16 protein-coding genes are annotated in these 18,452 nt (G+C 67.6%); 4 read left to right on the top strand and 12 right to left on the bottom strand.

Annotated elements, in window-relative coordinates:
* Positions 1 to 13: 13 nt before the first annotated feature.
* The 3 genes from ACIBK2_RS15570 to ligD all read right to left on the bottom strand — a co-directional run bounded on the left by ACIBK2_RS15570 (position 14) and on the right by ligD (position 2,978).
* Complete coding sequence (locus tag ACIBK2_RS15570) at positions 14 to 370, bottom strand: nuclear transport factor 2 family protein (protein ID WP_379282479.1); 357 nt, start codon at positions 368 to 370, stop codon at positions 14 to 16.
* Between the two features lie 183 nt (positions 371 to 553).
* Positions 554 to 1,504: a D-isomer specific 2-hydroxyacid dehydrogenase family protein gene (locus ACIBK2_RS15565; protein WP_396967665.1), complete on the bottom strand. Its 951-nt coding sequence runs from the start codon at positions 1,502 to 1,504 to the stop codon at positions 554 to 556.
* Positions 1,505 to 2,003: 499 nt separating this feature from the next.
* The gene (gene ligD, locus ACIBK2_RS15560) at positions 2,004 to 2,978 is read right to left on the bottom strand and encodes a non-homologous end-joining DNA ligase (protein ID WP_396967663.1); all 975 of its coding nucleotides are present in this window, start codon (positions 2,976 to 2,978) and stop codon (positions 2,004 to 2,006) included.
* An 85-nt stretch (positions 2,979 to 3,063) separates the two neighbouring features.
* Here ligD and ACIBK2_RS15555 point away from each other — a divergent pair, with 85 nt between their 5' ends.
* Complete coding sequence (locus tag ACIBK2_RS15555; RefSeq protein WP_150403078.1) at positions 3,064 to 3,303, top strand: DUF6364 family protein; 240 nt, start codon at positions 3,064 to 3,066, stop codon at positions 3,301 to 3,303.
* Complete coding sequence (locus tag ACIBK2_RS15550) at positions 3,300 to 3,608, top strand: hypothetical protein (protein WP_357383003.1); 309 nt, start codon at positions 3,300 to 3,302, stop codon at positions 3,606 to 3,608. The genes ACIBK2_RS15555 and ACIBK2_RS15550 overlap by 4 nt, the downstream gene beginning before the upstream one ends.
* Before the next feature lie 242 nt (positions 3,609 to 3,850).
* Here the strand turns inward: ACIBK2_RS15550 and ACIBK2_RS15545 are convergent, their stop codons facing one another.
* The 4 genes from ACIBK2_RS15545 to ACIBK2_RS15530 form a co-directional block, all read right to left on the bottom strand.
* Positions 3,851 to 4,345 (bottom strand): hypothetical protein, encoded by a 495-nt coding sequence (locus tag ACIBK2_RS15545; protein ID WP_396967660.1) that lies wholly within the window; start codon positions 4,343 to 4,345, stop codon positions 3,851 to 3,853.
* A 12-nt stretch (positions 4,346 to 4,357) separates the two neighbouring features.
* The gene (locus ACIBK2_RS15540; protein WP_396967658.1) at positions 4,358 to 5,413 is read right to left on the bottom strand and encodes a 3-oxoacyl-ACP synthase III family protein; all 1,056 of its coding nucleotides are present in this window, start codon (positions 5,411 to 5,413) and stop codon (positions 4,358 to 4,360) included.
* Positions 5,410 to 7,299, bottom strand: a complete 1,890-nt coding sequence (locus ACIBK2_RS15535) for a ThiF family adenylyltransferase (protein WP_396967656.1) — start codon at positions 7,297 to 7,299, stop codon at positions 5,410 to 5,412. The genes ACIBK2_RS15540 and ACIBK2_RS15535 overlap by 4 nt, the downstream gene beginning before the upstream one ends.
* 1,193 nt (positions 7,300 to 8,492) lie before the next feature.
* The gene (locus tag ACIBK2_RS15530) at positions 8,493 to 10,616 is read right to left on the bottom strand and encodes a RecQ family ATP-dependent DNA helicase (RefSeq protein WP_396967654.1); all 2,124 of its coding nucleotides are present in this window, start codon (positions 10,614 to 10,616) and stop codon (positions 8,493 to 8,495) included.
* Between the two features lie 314 nt (positions 10,617 to 10,930).
* Here ACIBK2_RS15530 and ACIBK2_RS15525 point away from each other — a divergent pair, with 314 nt between their 5' ends.
* The gene (locus ACIBK2_RS15525; protein WP_396967652.1) at positions 10,931 to 12,049 is read left to right on the top strand and encodes a GGDEF domain-containing protein; all 1,119 of its coding nucleotides are present in this window, start codon (positions 10,931 to 10,933) and stop codon (positions 12,047 to 12,049) included.
* Here ACIBK2_RS15525 and ACIBK2_RS15520 read toward each other — a convergent pair.
* The gene (locus ACIBK2_RS15520) at positions 12,046 to 12,972 is read right to left on the bottom strand and encodes an alpha/beta fold hydrolase (RefSeq protein ID WP_396967650.1); all 927 of its coding nucleotides are present in this window, start codon (positions 12,970 to 12,972) and stop codon (positions 12,046 to 12,048) included. The two genes, ACIBK2_RS15525 and ACIBK2_RS15520, sit on opposite strands and share 4 nt — an antisense overlap.
* Before the next feature lie 158 nt (positions 12,973 to 13,130).
* Here ACIBK2_RS15520 and ACIBK2_RS15515 point away from each other — a divergent pair, with 158 nt between their 5' ends.
* On the top strand, positions 13,131 to 13,613 hold the full coding sequence (locus ACIBK2_RS15515; protein WP_396967648.1) for a hypothetical protein: 483 nt from the start codon (positions 13,131 to 13,133) through the stop codon (positions 13,611 to 13,613).
* 39 nt (positions 13,614 to 13,652) lie between these two features.
* On the opposite strand, the gene ACIBK2_RS15510 is transcribed toward ACIBK2_RS15515, so the two are convergent.
* The 4 genes from ACIBK2_RS15510 to ACIBK2_RS15495 all read right to left on the bottom strand — a co-directional run bounded on the left by ACIBK2_RS15510 (position 13,653) and on the right by ACIBK2_RS15495 (position 18,449).
* Positions 13,653 to 14,876: an RtcB family protein gene (locus ACIBK2_RS15510; protein ID WP_396967646.1), complete on the bottom strand. Its 1,224-nt coding sequence runs from the start codon at positions 14,874 to 14,876 to the stop codon at positions 13,653 to 13,655.
* Between the two features lie 90 nt (positions 14,877 to 14,966).
* The gene (locus tag ACIBK2_RS15505; RefSeq protein WP_396967644.1) at positions 14,967 to 16,046 is read right to left on the bottom strand and encodes an amidohydrolase family protein; all 1,080 of its coding nucleotides are present in this window, start codon (positions 16,044 to 16,046) and stop codon (positions 14,967 to 14,969) included.
* A gap of 1 nt (position 16,047) precedes the next feature.
* Positions 16,048 to 17,418 carry a glutamine synthetase gene (locus ACIBK2_RS15500; protein ID WP_396967642.1) on the bottom strand — a complete coding sequence of 457 codons (1,371 nt, stop codon included), beginning with the start codon at positions 17,416 to 17,418 and terminating at the stop codon, positions 16,048 to 16,050.
* A 152-nt stretch (positions 17,419 to 17,570) separates the two neighbouring features.
* Entirely contained in the window at positions 17,571 to 18,449 is an 879-nt protein-coding gene (locus tag ACIBK2_RS15495; protein ID WP_396967640.1) for a ribokinase, read from the bottom strand.
* Positions 18,450 to 18,452 lie beyond the last annotated feature (3 nt).

Below are 18,452 nucleotides of genomic sequence, written 5' to 3'. Positions count from 1 at the left end.
GGAGTGGGTTTGGTCAGGCTGCGGCGGGGACCTTGTCGAGGAAGCCGTACACGTTGGCGAACCGGCCGTCCTCGACGATGGCCACGTCGAAGCCGACAACCACGGCGGGCTCGTCGGCGGGCCCGAGCTCCCAGGTGAACCGGACCTGGTCATGGTGCGCGTCCACCGGGCCGGCCAGGCGGAACGTCCAGCCGGGGAATTGTGCTTGCGCGGCGGCGATTCCGGCGTCGATGGCGTCGTGTCCAGCGACCGCCATCAGCGGGTCGGTGTAGCCGGCGGTCTCGGTGAAGACCCGGGCGATCGCGGCCTTGCGGTCGGCGGCGTCGGTGGTGTTCCAGGCTTCCAGGTACTGGGCGACGATGGTGTTCACGATGAGCTCCTTCGGGGCTGTGATCTGCGGTTTCGCTGTCGTTCTTGCTGACAGGAACTACGTTATGGCCGCAGGGGGGTGCCCCGAATCAGTCATCTATAAGTACTTTTCGCCGTCGTATACGTACGTCGCCGGGCGGGGCATGGTGGCCTACTTACCCGCCGCAATGTCCCATCAGGGTTTTCAGTAGCCGCGGTCCGGATCGATTGGGGCCAGCAGGTCTTTCCCGTTGACGAATCGCTCGACGTTCGCGCCCGCATGGTCGGCGAAGGCGGCGAGGCGCAGCTGCGGCGGGTTCGAATCATGCGGCGTCACAATGGCATTCGGGAGAACCCAGAGCGGGTGACCGTCCGGCAGCGGCTCCGGCTCGGTGACGTCCAGCCCTGCGCCCGCGATCGCGCCGGAGGCGAGCGCGGTGACCAAAGCGTCGGTGTCGATCAGGCTGCCGCGGGCGATATTGATGACCCACGAGTGCGGCTTCAGCCGGGCGAGCACGTCCGCGTCGATGAGATGGTTGGTCGCGGAGGTAGCAGGGGCGGCGACGACCACGTGGTCGGTGCGCGGCCATACCCGGGAGAGGTGGTCGGTGGAAATCGTTTCGACCGTGTCGGGGATGCCGGGCCCGGTAACCGCCCTGCCGGACCGGTTGACCGCGATCACGTGCGCGCCGAGCGGGGTGAGCATCGGGATCAGCGCCCGCCCGATACCGCCCGCGCCGACGATGGTGACCGTCTTACCGCGCAACGAACCGATATGCGGGATGAAATCCTGCTGCCGCCAGCTGGCCGCGCGCAGCTGCTCGGGCAGATAACGCACTCCGGCAAGCAGCAACATCAGCGCGTGCTCGGCTACGCTCGCCGCGAAAGCTCCTGCGGCGGAAGTGAATTGTACCTTCGGATGGGCCGCGATCACGCCCGCGTTGAACCACTCCTCCACGCCCGCCGCGGGCAGCTGCACCCACTCGATCGTGTCCGGCAACTCATTCGGAAACTGCCCGGCCGTCCCCACCCAGATCAGGCCTTGCGCCGCGTCGAGCTCGGCCACCGTCGCGCCGCCATCCACAACTGCCTTCGCCACCAATGCGGGCGGCGGGTCGGCGGGCCCAATCGCTATCGCTACTGCCGGTCGGCTCATGGATAGACCTCCTTCGGAGCAGTACAGCGAGTGCGCGCGACGCTGCTGACAGCGCCGCAGCGACGTTATCACCGCACCCGATCCGCCATCCGGCGCAGTACCACCCCGCCCACCCATTTCCCGCAGCCATCCCGCGCATAATCCCGCTCCGTGCGCCCGATTTCGCCAGCAATTCCATGCGCGTCGGGCGAATCGGTGCGCCCCGCGCCCAGCACCCGACGAGGGCGCACTGAGAGCGTGCCTTACAGCCGTTGCATCCGCCGATGCCGCGCACAAGTTTGCCTGCCGCGCCCGAATCCGCCAGCAATTCCATGCGCGTCGGGCGAATCGGTGCGCGCCGCCCGCAGCACTCGGTGAGGGCCCATCGAGTGCGCGCGTTGTGGCCGCTGGGTCGGCCGGTGGCGCGCGTGATTTTGTTTGGCGCGCGTGATTTTGCTGGCTGGTTTGTGCGCGTCGGGAGAATTTGTGCGCGGTGCGGTGCTTCGGCGCAGCGGGTGGGTCAGTCCTCGTCGAGGTCGGTTTCCTGGTCGAGGTCGGCGTCTACCTTGTCGCGGTCGGCCCATTCGAGGAGTTGATCTATCTCGAAGAGCGCGTCGTCGATGCCCTCGTGCAGGTCGCCGAGTTCGGCGAAGCGGGCGGGGACGGTTTTGATGGTGAAGTCGCGGGGGTCGACGTCGGGGATCTCGTCCCAGCGGATCGGGGTGGAGACGGTGGCGGTCGGTACACCGCGCACGGAGTAGGCGGCGGCGATGGTGTGATCGCGGGCGTTCTGGTTGTAGTCGACGAACAGCAGCTTCGGGTCGCGGTCCTTGCGCCACCAGGTGGTGGTCACGTCGTCGGGTGCGCGGCGTTCGACCTCGCGGGCGAAGGCGAGCGCGGCGCGGCGCACCTCCTTGAAACCCCAGTTCGGTGCGATGCGGACGTAGATGTGTAAACCCTTGCCACCGGACGTCTTCGGCCAGCCGACCGCGCCGAGCTCATCGAGCACCTCGTGCGCGACCCCGGCCACCCGCTGCACCCGCGACCACGGGCAGTCCGGCATCGGATCCAGGTCGATGCGCCACTCGTCGGGGCTCTCGGTGTCGGCCGCGCGGGAGTTCCACGGATGGAACTCGACCGTCGACATCTGCACGGCCCAGATGACCTCGGCCAGCTCGTTCACGCAGAGCTCGTCGGCGTGCCTGCTGTAGCGGGGGAAGAAGACGCGCACCGTATTGATCCAGTCCGGTGCGCCCGCGGGCAACCGCTTCTGATGGACCTTGTCTCCGGCGAGGCCCTTCGGGAAGCGGTGCAGCATGCACGGCCGATCGCGCAGCGCGCGGACGATGCCGTCGCCGACGCTCAGGTAGTACTGCACCAGGTCGAGCTTCGTCGCGCCGGTCTCCGGGAAATACACCCGGTCCGGGTTGGAAATGCGGATCGTGCGGTCGCCGACATCCAGTTCGATGGCCGACGCCGCAGCCTTGCTGGCCACGCGTCCGACGATAGCCGACCCGGCACCCCGCTCGCCGTCCGAAAACGCGCGTCACAATGTGCAGCACTCTGGTATGCATATTGGTATGAGCAAGGCGACGCGCGTGACCGTGACGCTGGATCCGCAGGTGGCCGAATGGGCAAAACAGGCGGCCGACCAGCAGAATCGCAGCTTGTCCTCGGTGATCAACGCCTCGCTGCGCACCGCGCTCGTGCACGACAGCCTGGCCAAGTTGGCGGTCGACGACGCCGCCGAACAGGCCGCGGCCTACGACGACTTGAACGTCACCGAGGCCGCCGAAACCGACGCCCGCGGCGCCGCATGAGACGGGGCGAGGTCTGGCGCTATTCCCCGGCCTTGCGCGACGGCACTCCGCTGCCGCGACGCATGTCCGTCGTGCTGGTCTCCGACTCGGCGGTGATCACCTCCCCCTACCGCTGGCTGCACGTCGTCCCACTGCGCGACGCCGACCCCGGCCATGTCCTGGCGACGCACACCGAACACGGCTGGGCCGACACCCTCGAACTCCACCGCGCCTACCGCCCCTGGCTCACCGAGCAACTCGGCGAACTGACAACCACCGAATCCGAATCACTCGACGCCCGGCTACGCGCCACCCTCAGCCTGTAAACCAGCACCTTCGCTACCCGCGAACACCGTTGTGCCCGCCCGTCCGGCGAGCACACTGGACCTCATGAGAAAACTATTGCGAGCCATTCGAAGATTGCTGGGCGGCAAGGTAACCACCGGCGGCGGCCCACCGGGTCGCGAAGGAGGCGGCGGCACCGCAGGCGTCCGCGAACCCCGACGCCCGTTGCCTCCGGACAACCACCTGAGCGCGACCCGCCGAATCGAACCCGACCCGAAAACGATCACCCTCCCAGACTCCCGCCACTGACCGGACGCTCGTAGTTGACCGGGCGTTCGTAGTTGACCGGGCGTTCGTCGCTGACCGGGCGTTCGTCGCTGACCGGGCGTTCGTCGCTGACCGGGCGTTCGTCGCTGACCGGGCGTTCGTCGCTGACCGGGCGTTCGTCGCCGACCGGGCGTTCGTCGCCGACCGGGCGTTCGTCGCCGACCGGGCGTTCGTCGCCGACCGGGCGTTCGTCGCCGACCGGACGTTCGTCGCCGACCGGACGTTCGTCGCCGACCGGACGTTCGTCGCCGACCGAACGCCTCGTCGCTGACCGAACGCCTCGTCGCCGACTGACCGAGCGCTCGTCGACCGACCGGAGCGCTCGTCGCCGACCGAACACGGCGGCACGGCGGGTGTCCGGGAACCGCCGCCCACTACCCACTACCCACGCCGCGCCGTACAGGTGATCGAACCGGACTCGCGAACGATCACCGTGCACGGCGTCCGTCAAAAACCGCGCCGCTCAGTCCAATTCGCCCGAGGCGGCCGTCGGATGCCGAAAACACAGTGTGCCCCACTGGAATCCGGCGCCGATGGCAGACATCAGGTAGGTATCGCCGGGGCGAATACGGCCACGGATGCTGGCATGATGCAGTGCGGTGAAAACACCGGCGGAACCGGTATTGCCGAGCAGATCGAGGGTGATCGGCGCCCGCTCCATCGGGACCTCGAGTTCGGTCATGGCCGCCGTGAGGATGTTCAGGTTGGCCTGGTGCAGGAAGAAATGATCGATCTCGGTGATCAGCAGACCGGCGCCCGCCGCGGCGGTGCGAATGCTTTGCGGCAGTTGACTTGTCGCGGTCGCCCACACGGCCCGGCCGTCCATCCGGAGATAGTGATCCCGGTCGGCGACGGTGTGTTCGGTGGTCGGCAGCCGCGAGCCACCCGCCCGGATCTCCACGTCGTAGGACAGCTGCGAGCCGAAGTCCCAGGCGAGCAATCCGGCACCGGCGGACTCGGTGCGGGTGAGCACGACGGCGCCCGCGGCGTCGCCGAAGAACACCCCGGTGGTCCGGTCGCGCGGATCGGTGACCCGCGAGGCGCAGTCGGCGGCGACGACCAGGACCGCCCGCGCCGACACCTGTAAAAGGTGCGCCGCCACCAGGATTGCCTGCAGCCCGTTGGCGCAGGCGGCCTGGGTGATGTCGAGTGGCAGCGCGTGGTGCGCCCCGATCTGTTCTTTGACGATCAGGGCGGTGGACGGCAGCGGTTGATCCGAGGTGTAGCTGGCCACGATGACCGCGTCGAGGTCGGCCGCCGCGAGTGCCGCATCGGTCAGTGCGGAGCGCGCCGCCGCGGCGGCCATGTCCGAGACCGCCAGATTCGCGGCCAGCCGCCGACGTTCCCGGATACCGGTACGGTCGACGATCCACTCGTCGGTCGTGTCCAGCGTCCTGGTGAGCTGCTCGTTCGTGATGACCCGGTCCGGCAGGTGTATTCCGGTGCCCGCCACCGCAATCGGGATCGCCGGGCGGACCGGTGCGATCCGCGGTACCGGCTCCTCCAGCACCGCGTTCATGCGAACGCGCTCTCGCGCGGCGTGACGGTGTTGTGCTCCGGCGCGATCAGGGCCTCGAGATCGATGTAGAACCGCCCGGATTCGCACGGCACTCCGAGCAGAATGCGCCGTGCCGCCTCCGCGACGAGTGCGCCGCCGAGTGCGACATCGGAGGCCAGTTGCGGCCAACTGCTCAGTGTCCGACCGATTTCCGGGAACGCCGCGGCGAGCTCGGGGCTGATCCGGTCCGCGTCGACCATCGCGAGGATGAGATCGGCCTTGTCCTGGGCCGTGAGGGTCGGCAGGTCGCGCGACGTGATATCGCCGAGCCTGCCGTGCAGCAGCGGGCGGTCCGGCTCGATATCGAATCGTTCGATGTCGAGCATCCCGCGATCGTTGCAGTCCATGATCACCGGAATGCCAAGGGCGCGAGCATGTTCGCGGGCCGCGATCTTGACGTACGGGGTATCGCATTCCTCGACGAGCAGGTCGATCACCGCCGCGCCGGTGCCGAAGAACTCGGTCATGGTGGCCTCGGTGAGCCCCGTCGGCATGATCTCGATGTCCAGGTACGGGTCGATCTCGAACAGTTGACGCGCGCACAGCACCGCCTTGCCGACGCCGATGTCGTGCACCCCGGCGCGCAAGCGGTTCATGTTCGACAGGCTCAACTCGTCGAAATCGGCGAGACGGAAGGCGCCGCCGATGCCCTCGAGTGCGAGGGTGACCGCGGCCGAGTTACCTACCGATAGACCGACTATCCCGATTCTGCGATCGAGCAGGCGGCGCTGTTGCGGGCGTTGGATCTTCTCACGATTGCGATCGGTGCGGACCAGGCGGAACTCCGCACGCGGCAGCACGTGCACCAGCCGGGCGGACCAGGGATACCAGACCCAGGTGCCGTACGCCCACGGTTCGACGCCCGCGAGCTGGGTGGCCACATCGGCTTCGAGGGCGCTGCCACTGGTGCGCCGGGAGGGCTCGCGGCTGTGGATCAACTCGACGAGTTGGGTATCGATGGTGTCGTGCACCGCGCCGACCACGCCGGATTCGAGCAGTCCGGCCAGTGCGGCCCGGTCGGCGGCGCGCGCAGGCTCGAACAACACCGGCCGCCAGTCGACGTCATCGGGAGCGCTCGATCGCAGGGCCGGCGGCGCGGCGTGCTGATCCGCCGGGATCGTTGCGGCGTAACGACTTATCGGCGCCCAGGTGGGAAACCGCGCGGACATCTCGGCGACCAGGTCGGTGTATTCACCCGCACCCGCCGCCGTCCGATGGACCAGGATCACCACGTCTTCGGTGTAGCGCTCGACGTAGCGACGGGTGCCCGCCACCGGGTCGAAGCCGAACCGGCCGTGGAACTGATCCTGGCCGTCCTTGGTGCCCGAGGTGCCGATCATGATCTTCGCGCCGAGATGGTGGGCCGCGCCGATTGCCACGGCGTTCAGAAATGCACCCAAGCCAAGTTTGCGGGCACGATGCTCGACGACCAATCTGCTGTGCTCGAACGTCTCGCCAGTGGTCACGCCCTCGGCGGCGAGCACCGCGTCGTAGGCCTCGTCGCCGAGGTACGCACGCGACTGGAACAGGTCACCGGTAGCCGGTGTGGACAGCCGAATATAGCCGAGCGGGACGCCGTCCGCCTCCCATCGCGCCACGAAATGCCATGCACCGTAATCCAATTCCTGATCATCGACATGCGTCCCGTCGGCGGCCTGAAAGTCCGGCCGCCGACCCCGGTCATACAGAATCCTGGCACGTAACTCGCGTAACTCAGCGACCAGATCCGCCTGTTCGATGCCGTCACGCGGCACCGAACACGCCGAAATATGCCACTGCACAGCAGGATTACGATCGCATGCGGAGTATCCGTGCGCGGGTGCGCACAGTCCGCCCGATGCTGCCACGGGGCGTGGTCCTTTCCAGGGATGCGTGAAAGAGGGGTTGGAGCTGCAGATATGCCGAGCGGCGAAGCGGAACCACAGAACGCAAACGCGATAACAACCGGCAGATCCAACAGCGAGAAGATTCGCCAGATCCGCGCGCAGAGCAGCGCAACCTGGCGATCGCTACATAGTAGCTACATTTGATCTTGAGCACCAAAGGGACGATTCGGGCACCCCGAGGGCGCAACCGCGGCAGATCGCTACGCGAGAACCCATCCGTACACCCACTGTGTCAGCCCGACACCGCCTGTAGTGGGTGTGCAGCTGACACAGCGGGTGTACGGCTTGATTCTTCACTGGCTTTCGGGCCCTATTCCGACTTGGGTTCAACGGCAGATCCCGAGAAGTAGTGCAAATCCCGACACTGACAGCCCGATCACCGGGCTAGAACCCAGCCGCTCACCCTTTGTGTTACCCGAACACCGCGTACAGGGGGTGTTCGGATAACACAAAGGGTGAGCGGCCTCCAACTCGCCACGCCGACAGCAGAATCCGCACCTTAACTCGGGACCTGCACTGGCTTTAGGGCCCTATTCCGAGTGCCGATCCCGAGACAGAGTGCAGATCCTGAGGACACCGGCGCGGGGAGCGCCTCGCGGGTCTGATCGACCATCGAAACCGCCGCCGACCACCCCCTCTTGTCCAAAGCGCTTGTCACGCAACCACAGCCAGATGACCACCTCACCAACGCGACACCGCGCACCTGACGTGCACCTAAAGCCGGGTACGGCACACGACGTGCCCAGCACTACTCACGGGAAAACATGGATAGGCCTTCAGCATCTATGGACTGCTCACGTGCGGAGGTCTAAGAAGCACTTGCCCGGATAGGTCCACTATTCCGAGGGTCTCTAGGTGTACAGGTCCGGGTTGGTCTACTGAGAAATCTCCGGTGGTGTGCTGTCCCAGAGGTTTTCGACTGGTTCATCGGATGACCGGAGTAGTGCTGAGCACGTCAGGTGGGGTACCCGGCCTTCTCTTCCGCAACTTGTGATGGGCAGCGTGTGGGTTCCAGCGTGAGGACTGGCTGTGGTCCGGTTGAAAGAGGCTGGGGAAAACGAGGCGAGTCAAAGGGTTGTTGGCGTCATCGAGGCGAGTCAAATGGTTGCTGTTGAAGATCGTTTAGCGACCATATGACTCGCCTCGATGCTCGTTTAGGTGACCGAGGCGAGGGCGAAGGGGAGTACCGCGTCAGCCCCTGCGGTGCGGAGGGCGTGGGCGGCGAGGGTTAGGGTCCAACCGGTGTCGGAGAGGGTGTCTACCAGCAGGATTGGGCCCTCGACGTTGGTGAGGTCGGGGACGTCCCAGGAGTCGAACAGGCCTGCTACGCGGTGGGCCGAGTTGGCGGCGGATACCGGTGGGCGGTCTGGACGGTTGGGGAGGGTGCCGAGGTCGTTCAGGCGGCCGATCTCGGCGAGGCCTGCCGCGAGGGTGGCGGTCAGGACCGGGTAGCGGGGGGATTCGAGGGCCAGCACCGAGGTCGGGCGGGTGGTCCACTTCCAGTCCCGCAGCACGGCGACGCAGGCTTCGAAGACCTTCTCGGGGATGGGATCGTCGGGTCCGTCGAGCAGGGTGCGCAGGCGCTGACCCCAGCCGAGGTCGGTGAGCCTGCCGAGTACCCGGCCGGTCTCGGCGCCGCCGGTGATCTTGCCGGACAACGGAACACCGAGCTTCGCCATGCCGGTGGGCCACTGCTTGCGCGGGCTCAGGTCCAGTCCGGGACGGTCGAGGCGGGCCCGGGTGGCGGCGACCGCTTCGGCGTCCACCGAGACGTCGGGTCGAGTGCCGGTGCAGTTGTCGCAGCGACCGCAGCCGGACGAATCCGATTGTTCCGCAGCCAATCCCGGGTCGTCGAGCTGACCGCGCAGGAACTCCATCCGGCAGGCGCTCGTCGACTGATAGTCGACCATCGCCTGCTGCTCGACCTCGCGCGCCTCGGACAGACGCTCGTAGCGTTCGGTGTCGTAGGTCCACGGCTGGCCGGTGGAGAGCCAGCCGCCGCGCACCCGCCGCACCGCACCGTCCACGTCGAGCACCTTGAGCACCATCTCCAACCGGGAGCGGTTCAGCTCGACCAGCGGTTCCAGTGCGACCGTCGACAAGGCCCGATCGGTATCGAGCGCGTCGAGCACCGAGCGGACGATGTGTTCGCGCGGAAAGGCAACGGAGGCAAAGTAACTCCAGATCCGCGCGTCCTCCGGCCCGGGCAGCAGCACCACCTCGGCGCGCTCGGTGCCACGGCCCGCGCGACCGACCTGCTGGTAGTAGGCGATGGGCGAGGACGGCGCGCCGACATGCACGACGAAGCCGAGATCGGGCTTGTCGAAACCCATCCCGAGCGCCGAGGTGGCGATGAGCGCCTTCACCTCGTTGTTCAACAGCGCCTGCTCCAGCGCCTCACGTTCGGCGGGATCGGTCTGTCCGGTGTAGGCGGCGACGGTGTGCCCGTGCGAGTTCAGCACGTCGGCCAGGTCGTGCGCGGCGGCGACGGTGAGCGTGTAGACGATGCCCGAGCCGGTGAGCGTGCGCAGATGTCCGCTGAGCCAGGCGGTGCGTTCCACCGCGTCGGCGAAGCGCACCACCGATAGGTGCAGCGACTCGCGGTCCAGCGTGCCGCGCAACACCAGGGTGTCGGTGCCGATTTGCGTGGCGACATCGGTGACCACCCGGTCGTTCGCGGTCGCGGTGGTGGCCAGCACCGGCACGTCCGAGCCGAGGTCGGCGATCAGCGTGCGGATCCGCCGGTAGTCGGGCCGGAAGTCGTGCCCCCAGTCCGAGACACAGTGCGCCTCGTCGATCACCACGAGACCGGCGTCGGCGGCCAGCTTCGGCAGCACCTGATCGCGGAAGTCCGGATTGTTCAGCCGCTCCGGGCTGACCAGCAGCACATCGACCTCGCCGGACGCGACCTGCGTGTGTATTTCGTCCCATTCAGTGACATTGCCCGAATTGATCGTCGCGGCAACCACACCCGCCCGTTGTGCGGCGGCGACCTGGTTACGCATCAGCGCGAGCAGCGGCGACACGATCACCGTCGGCCCGCGCCCGGCCCCGCGCAGCAGCTTGGCGGCGATGAAGTAGACCGCCGACTTACCCCAGCCGGTGCGCTGCACCACCAGCGCGCGGCGCCGCTGCACCACCAGCGCCTCGATCGCCGTCCACTGATCCTCCCGTAGCCGAGCATCGGGTCCGGCCAGCTCGCGCAGCAGGTGTTCCGCGCGCTCGCGAAGGTCGGGTGCGGTGAGGTCGATCGCCGGGACATCGGTCGCCGTGGTCATGCGCTCCATCGTGCCCGACGGTACCGACAGCAACCGCCCGCGTCGCGCCCGCCCGCCCCGACCGGGCCTGTCGAGATCGATACCGGTCGGACTCTCGGTATGTACGGCGATCTGTCCTACACTGCGTGAATCGCCGCGATGACACCGCGATCACCGGCTTCCGCGGCGGCGTTCACCACAAGTGAGTGCGGTTCGAAACGATACGAGGCTTCCCTGTCGACGCCGAGGACGAGTCGAATGATCGAGCGTAGCGAGCGAGTCATGTCACAGCGCGCACCGCGCGTGACCGAGCCGAGCGTGGGCGGGGCGCGGTCATGAACGGCTATCTACGATTGCTGCGGGATTGGTGGCACGACGGCGTCGACTACCGCTGGGTGGTGAACGCCCTGGCCGACCGCTCGGCGCTCGGCGTGGTGAAATTCGCGATCGGCCTGTGCGGGCTGGCGACGCCGCTGATCAGCGTGCTGACGGTCACCTCGTCGGCGGGCCCGCAGAACGTGCTCGGCCGCACGGTGCTCTGGTGCATCGTGGCGGCGGCGGTGGTGTGGGTGGTGCGCTGGTGGTGGTTGCCGTGGCCGAGCCGAGTGGAATCGCTGACGCTGCTCGCGGTCGGCGACCTCTGCATCACGCTGGTCTGCGTGCTGAGCCCCGGCTATGTCGTCCGGTCGGTCGGGATGATGCTGCTATTGATCGTCGGCATCTATGTCAGCGCCTTCCACAGTCCGCAGGTGCTCGCCGGGCACACGGCGTGGTCGTTGGCGTCGGCGGCGGTGCTGTCGATTCCGCTGTTCGGCGTCGGCGATGCCGCATCGGCGGTGATCATGATTCTCGGCATGGTCGCGGCCACGGTGGTGCCGCCGGGATTGCAGTTCTGCTACTGGGTACTGCGCAGCGACATGCTCTCCGATCCGTTGACGACGCTGTTGAGCAGGCGCGGATTCGAATACCACTCCGCGATGCTGGTCGGCGGCTCCGGGCTGGTGCCGGTCTGCGTGATGATGGTCGATCTGGATCGCTTCAAAGCGGTCAACGACACCTTCGGGCACGCCGCGGGCGACAAGGTGCTGGTGCGCACGGCCGATCGGTTGCAGCACGCGGCACCTACCCGCAGCATCGTTTCCCGGCTCGGCGGTGAGGAATTCGCGATCGTCGCGCGCCTGCCCGTCCCGACCGCGGTCGATGCCGCCGAGCGACTACGCGACGCCGTCGCCGAACCCGTCGGGTCGATTTCGGTCACCGCCAGCATCGGCATCGCCGTCGCCGACGCGGGTGCTGACGGCTACCGGCAAAGCCGTCAACTGGTGCAGGATCTGATCCGGTGCGCCGACAGCGCGATGTATCAGGCGAAACAGCGGGGCGGCAATACCGTTGTGGTCGAGCACATCACGGCGCTGCAGGGCATCGACAACCACGATGTGACCCGGTCGGCTTAGGTTGCGGCGGTTTCCTCGGCGAGCGTGATCAGGCGGGCGCGAATCAGATCGGGCTGTTCTTCGGCGATGAAGTGACCACAGTTCGCCACCCGCTCCAGCGTGTAGTCATCGGCCTTCGCGGTTTCGGCGGCGGCCAGCGAGTGGTGGACGGCGCTGTCATCGACTCCGAACAGGGCACGGATCGGGATAGTGGCGCGGCGCGTTTCCCCATGCCGGGCACCGCGCGGCAGTTCACGGAGCAAGAAGGTGCGATAGGTGTCGACTCCGGCGCGCGCGACATCGGGATCGCGGAACCGATCGGCATACGCGCGAACAACTTCCGGCCCGAACTCCGCGCGATTCTTGACGCCCTTGGCGAGCATCACCTCGAGCACCCGGGTGCGCTGCTGCAGATACTGCCCGAACGTGGCGACGAGCGGTTGATACGCCAGCAGCCGCCACAGATGCGGCAGGAAGCTGCGCGGCGTCTGCCACGGATGCGCGATGTTCAACACCAGGTATCCGTCGAACCGCTCCGGCTCCCGCAATACCATGAGATGTCCGATGTAGCCGCCCCAATCGTGGCCGATGAGCAACACGTGGTCGAGCCCGAGCTCATCGAGCAACGCCAGCACATCGGAGGCCACGTCGTCTTTGGCCCATCGATGCGGCGCCGGACCGGACCAGCCATAACCCGGCAGATCCGGGACGATGATGCGCAGACCCGCCGGCGGGTCTGCCAGCAGATGGCGATAGGCGTAATGATGTTGCGGCCACCCGTGCAGCGCGACCACCGGCCGCCCGTCCACCGGACCGGACTCGGTCACATGGAAGTCGACGCCGCGCGCGCTGACGAAGTATCGCCGAACACCCACAATGGCCGGGGGTTCCGCGGCCGCCCCAGGATGGATGGTTGAGCCCGAACCTCGTTGTCGCTGGCGCATACCCGATGGTAACCAGTCATGACGTGCGCGTCTCCTCGGTCGCGCCGACAGTGCGGCCCGCCGCTGAATCGGCGCGGCATTCAACGCGAAATGACCATGAACAGCGGACAATAGGGCCGAGGTGATCCCGAAAGCGGGGTCCGTGCAGGAGGCCAACCATGTCGAGCCAATACCAGCCGCCGGCGGGCTGGTCGCCGCCAGGCAGCCAGTTCCAGAGTCGCAGCGGCTTCGGCCGGACGCTCACCGGCACGCTGATCTCGCTGGTGATCACCCCGATCGGGGTCGGGCTATCCGCGCACGGCGCGCTGGACACCAGGCAGTGGGTCATCCTGGGCAGCTCGGCGGACCGGTGGGGTTCGAACTTCCAGATCATCGGCGGCGCGGTGCTGCTGTTCCTGGTGGCGGCGCTGGCCGCGTTCTCCCCGGTGGGCACGGCGATCGCGGGCCTGGTGTGGGGCTTGATCCCCGGGATCCTGCACATCGTCTTCCCGGACGACACCTACCGGCAGATCGAGAACCTGCCCGAGCTGTCCGACGATTTCCATCTGGCACTGCACAATTGGGTATTGAACGGCTTCGCGCTGCTCACCGGCATGTTCCTGATCGGCGCGGCCTTCGCGGCCACCTTGCGGCGCAAGTGAATCTAGGCCGCGCCCACATCCGGTGGGCGCGGCCCGAATTCAGCCCTTGACGCACAGCACCTGCCGCAGCGTCGCGACGACGTCGACCAGGTCGCGCTGTGCGGCGATGACCTCGTCGATGTCCTTGTAGGCGGCCGGGATCTCATCGACCACGCCCGCGTCCTTGCGCGACTCGACGCCCTCGGTCTGGGCGACCAGATCGGCGACGGTGAACTGCCTCTTCGCCGCGTTACGGCTCATCCGCCGACCCGCGCCGTGCGAGGCCGATTGGAACGAGGCCGGATTTCCCTTGCCGCGCACCACATATGAGCGGGTGCCCATCGAACCCGGAATCAGCGCGAGATCACCCGCGCCCGCCCGGACCGCGCCCTTACGGGTCACCAGCATCGGGATGCCGTCGATGAGCTCCTCCGCCACATAGTTGTGGTGACAGGAGATCGGCTGATCGAAACGCACCGGGCGCCCGGCGAATTCGTCGCGCACCGCACGGCACACCAGGGCCAGCATCACCGCGCGGTTACGTGCGGCGTACTCCTGCGCCCAGGTGAGGTCGCGGCGGTAAGCGTCCATTTCCGGTGTCCCGGAAAGGAATACGGCCAGGTCGCGATCGGGCAGGTCGACGTTGTGCGACAGCGTCCGTGCCACGGCCATGTGCCGCTCGGCGAGTTCCTTGCCGATATTGCGGCTGCCCGAGTGCAGCAGGATCCACACCGCGTCGTCCTGGTCGAGGCAGACCTCGATGAAGTGGTTGCCGCCGCCCAGGGTGCCCATCTGCTTGTGCGCCTTGGCTTCCCGGTTCTGCACGCCGTCGTCGAGCGAGGCGAACGAGCCCCAGAAGTTGTCCCAGCCCGCACGCAGCGTCGCGGTGCTCGCGCCCAGTGCGGAAACCTCGCCACCGAGCTTGGTCACGTTGACCGAGCTGTCGTGCGCGTTGAAACCGACCGGGACCGCCGCCTCGATCCGGGACCGCAGCGAACGCAGGTCGTCCGGCAGATCCGCGGCGGTGAGGTCGGTCTTGACGCTCTCCATGCCGCAGCCGATATCCACGCCGACCGCGGCCGGGGACACCGCGTCCTTCATCGCGATCACCGAGCCGACCGTTGCCCCCTTGCCGAGGTGCACGTCCGGCATCACGCGGACGCCGTGGACCCATTTCAGCGCGGCGATATTCCGCAGCTGCTGCAGCGCGGTCTGCTCGACCGCGTGCTCTTCGGCCCACATAAGCGTCTGCGCGCGGGTGCCGCGCAGCTCGACGGGAAACATCTGTCGATCCTTTCGTTGGTTTCCTGATCAACGGTAAAGATCGACGCGGCTTATCGCACTCGATTAAATACGGGTAGCGGGCGAGTATTTCTACTCGGTGTTACTGGGCGGAGTGGTCGGATAAGCGTCCTCGGCGTTGATGTGCGCGATGCCCGCGGCCAGGCGTTCGGCATCGGCGGTGGTGATCAGGTCCTCGGCGAGCCATTCGTCGAGCAGCCTGCCGAGCCCGCGGCGCCACCAGAAGGCGCCGAGAAAGTGCAGTTCGGGCAGGCCGTAGCCGTCCGACGAGTAGCACAGCGATCGGAACGGGGCGAGTTCGAGCGCTTCGGCCAGCACGGCCTGGGTGCGGTGTCCGACGTAGGGGGCGGTGAGTCCGATATCCATCCGGACATGTCCGAAGGCGTGCGCCAGGTAGGCGGCATTGCGATGAAACGGCCAGCAGTGCAGCAGCATCACGGTGAGGCCGGTATTCGCGGTTTTGCGGAGAAAGTCGGTGAGTAGCAGCGGATCCGCGCGATGCAGCCGCAGGTCGGTATCGCCGAAGCCGGTGTGGAATTGCAGCGGCAGGCCGAATTCGGCGCCGATGCGGGCGCCGAGGCCGACCAGCCAGCCGAGTAGGTCCGGATCGGTGAGCCGGTGTTGGGGGATAACGGCTTTCGGTGGTCGTTCGCGGAGCGGGAAGTCCAGACCGCACCGGTAGGCGACGATCGTTTTGAGTCCGACCGCATTTCGGGCACGTTCGCGCAACCGGGCCTCGATTTGATCGAACACTGTCTTGCCCGCGCCTACCTCGGCGATGACCTGCTCGGCGACGTGTTCGATCCGCACGACCTCGCGCACCTCGCCATCGGTGAGCTGGCTGAACTCCGCTGTGCCGCCGCCGAATCCGGTATCGATGAACCAGCTGGTGGTGCCGGTGGCGCCCAGTAGTCGCACGGCGACCTCGCGCCAGCCGAGTTCGGTCCGATGGGTCAGGTAGGCGTCCGGGCCGACGTGCGGCGGTAGGTCGAGTGCCGGTGCGCACCAGCGGCGGACCGCGAGGCCGATCGCGGAATCGAAGCTGCCGGTGGCGCCCTCGCCGAGTAGTCGCTCGAATCCGGCCCGGTCCAGATCGTGCGGGACGACGCCGTGGCAGTGGTGATCGGTGAGCGTCAGGCCGTCGGTCAGCACGTCAGAACCGCCAACGAGTCAGCGCGACAAGCGCTTCGGGGCTGGTGCTCTGATAGCGGTCCGCCTCGGCGCGGCGCACGGTGAGCAGCGCGTCGTGCAATTCGGGGCCCATCGCCTCGGCCAGCACCGCGGAGTCCGCCAGCCGGTCGGCCGCCTCGGCGGGGCGGGTCGGCAGCCTGCGTACGCCGGAGATCAGCAGCTGTTCGGCGTCGAAGGTGACCGGGTCGCCGCTGATTTCGGCGGGCAGCCGCAGCTCCTCGGCCACACCGGCCAGTCCGGCGGCGATCACCGAACCGACGATCAGATATGGATTCCCGGTCGCGTCAAAGCATTTGACCTCGGCGTTGGCCGCCCACTCCTCGGTGCCGCGTACCCCGGTGATGAAACGCAATGCCGCCTCGCGGGTTTCCCGGCCCCAGCATTGCCAGACGCCCGCCCACCGCGACGGCTCCAGGCGCAGGAAGCTTGCCGGATTACCGGCGCCCACCGCGACGAGCGCGGGCAGCTCGCGCAGTATTCCGGCGAGGAAGGCCTCGCCGGTCCGGCGCATGCCGTACGGGCCGTCGCCGGTGGCGAACAGCGGGCCCTGGTCGTCCTGTGCCGAAAAGTGCAGGTGCGCACCGGAACCGGTGCCGCCGGGCTCGAGGCAGGGAGCGAGCAGCGCGCGCCAGCCGTACTGCAGGCTGACCTGCCGGATGGTGTGCCGCACCAGCACCGCGTCGTCGGCGGCGCCGACCGGATCGGACGGTTGGACGGACAGTTCCAGTTGGCCCGGTGAGTATTCCGGGTGGAACTGGTCGACGAGGATGCCTTGCCGGTCCAGTATCGCGACCAGTTCCCGCGCGTAGTCGGCCACCTGCCCGAGTCGCACCAGGCCGTAGGCGGGTCCGAAGGCGGCCGGAGTGAAGTCCTGTGTATCGCCCTGGCCAACAGCCCATTCGGTCTCGAACGCCATGGACAGCTGAATTCCGGCCTGCCGCGCCGCCTCGGCCTGCCGGGTGGCGAATCCGCGCTGACAGGCGGCGAAGGGCGTCCCGTCCTGGGTGTATTTGTTGGTCGGCGCCCACGCCCAGCCAGGTTGGCAGGCAAGCTCGGTCAACACCGACAGATCCGGGACCAGCCGCAGATCACCGTCCGGCCCGCCGAGGTACTTACCGGCCGTCATCAGATCATCGAAGGCGAACGTCTCGAAGCAGGGCGACACCCCGACCCCGTTCCGCGCCGCATGTGCCAGCCGCCGCATCGGCACCGTCTTGACCCGGGTAATCCCCGCGTTGTCGACAAAGGTCAGCGCGACGATGTCGGCATCCAACCTGCCGATCACCGCTTCGTTGTCGCCATCGGACGGAATGCGCTCCGGCATCGTGGGCATGAACGTCAACGATAGTCGGCGAGTTGGGCTTCGGCGTGAGCTTTCAGCCGTGGCGGTGCGTCGTCCGGCGGCGGCACAGTGAACCGGCAAGGCTTGGCCGATCGCACTGTGCGCCACCGGATTCGCGGCGGGATCCCCGTCGGCAGGGTGCTTTAGTTCGCGGGGAGGGCGGCGCGGATCTCGGCTTCGGTGGGGATGGAGGAGCTGGCGCCGAGCTTGGTGGTGGCGAGAGCGCCGGCGGCACCTGCCCAGGTCAGCGCGAATTCGGGGCCGCGGTGCCAGGCGGCGGCCAGCGCTCCGGTGAAGGTGTCGCCCGCGCCGGTGGTGTCGATGACGTCGACCTTGGGGCTCGGCTGGGACAGCTGTTTGCCGCCTGGGCCGCGATAGGTCGCGCCATCCGCGCCGCGCGTCACGACTACATGGGCGACCGGGTCGAGGGCGGCGCCGAGCTGTTCGGCCTCGCCCGAATTCACCACCGCCACATCGACGTTCGCCCACAGTTCGGCGGGAAGGTCTTGGGTGGGGGAGGGATTGAGCAGCACCGTGGTGCCGTTCGCGCGGGCGTGCCGCGCTCCGGCCACTACCGTATCGATCGGAATCTCCAACTGGCACAGCAGAATATCGGCGGCGGCGATCGCGTCGAGGTCCGCCTCGGTGAGCTCGGTCATCCTGGCGTTCGCGCCGCCGACCACGATGATGCTGTTCTCGCCACCGCCGTCCACCACGATCGCGGCGACACCACTCGGCCCGTCCACCGTCCGCAGCCGGTCGACGCCAACCCCCGAATCCGTCAGCACGCCCCGCAATTCGGCCGCGAACACATCGTCCCCGACCGCTCCGAGAAACCGCACCGCACCACCGGCCCGCTGCGCGGCGATCGCCTGATTCGAGCCCTTCCCACCCGGCACCATCGCGAAGCCGGTACCGAGCACCGTCTCGCCGGGCACCGGCCGCCGATCGGTGGTGGTGACCAGGTCCATGTTGATACTGCCGAGCACCGCGATCGAGGCAACGTCCGTCTTTTCGGCCATGCC

It is taken from the genome of Nocardia sp. NPDC050175 (assembly GCF_044459885.1).
Classification (GTDB): Bacteria; Actinomycetota; Actinomycetes; order Mycobacteriales; family Mycobacteriaceae; genus Nocardia.
This window is presented reverse-complemented; position numbering and strand designations above follow the sequence as displayed.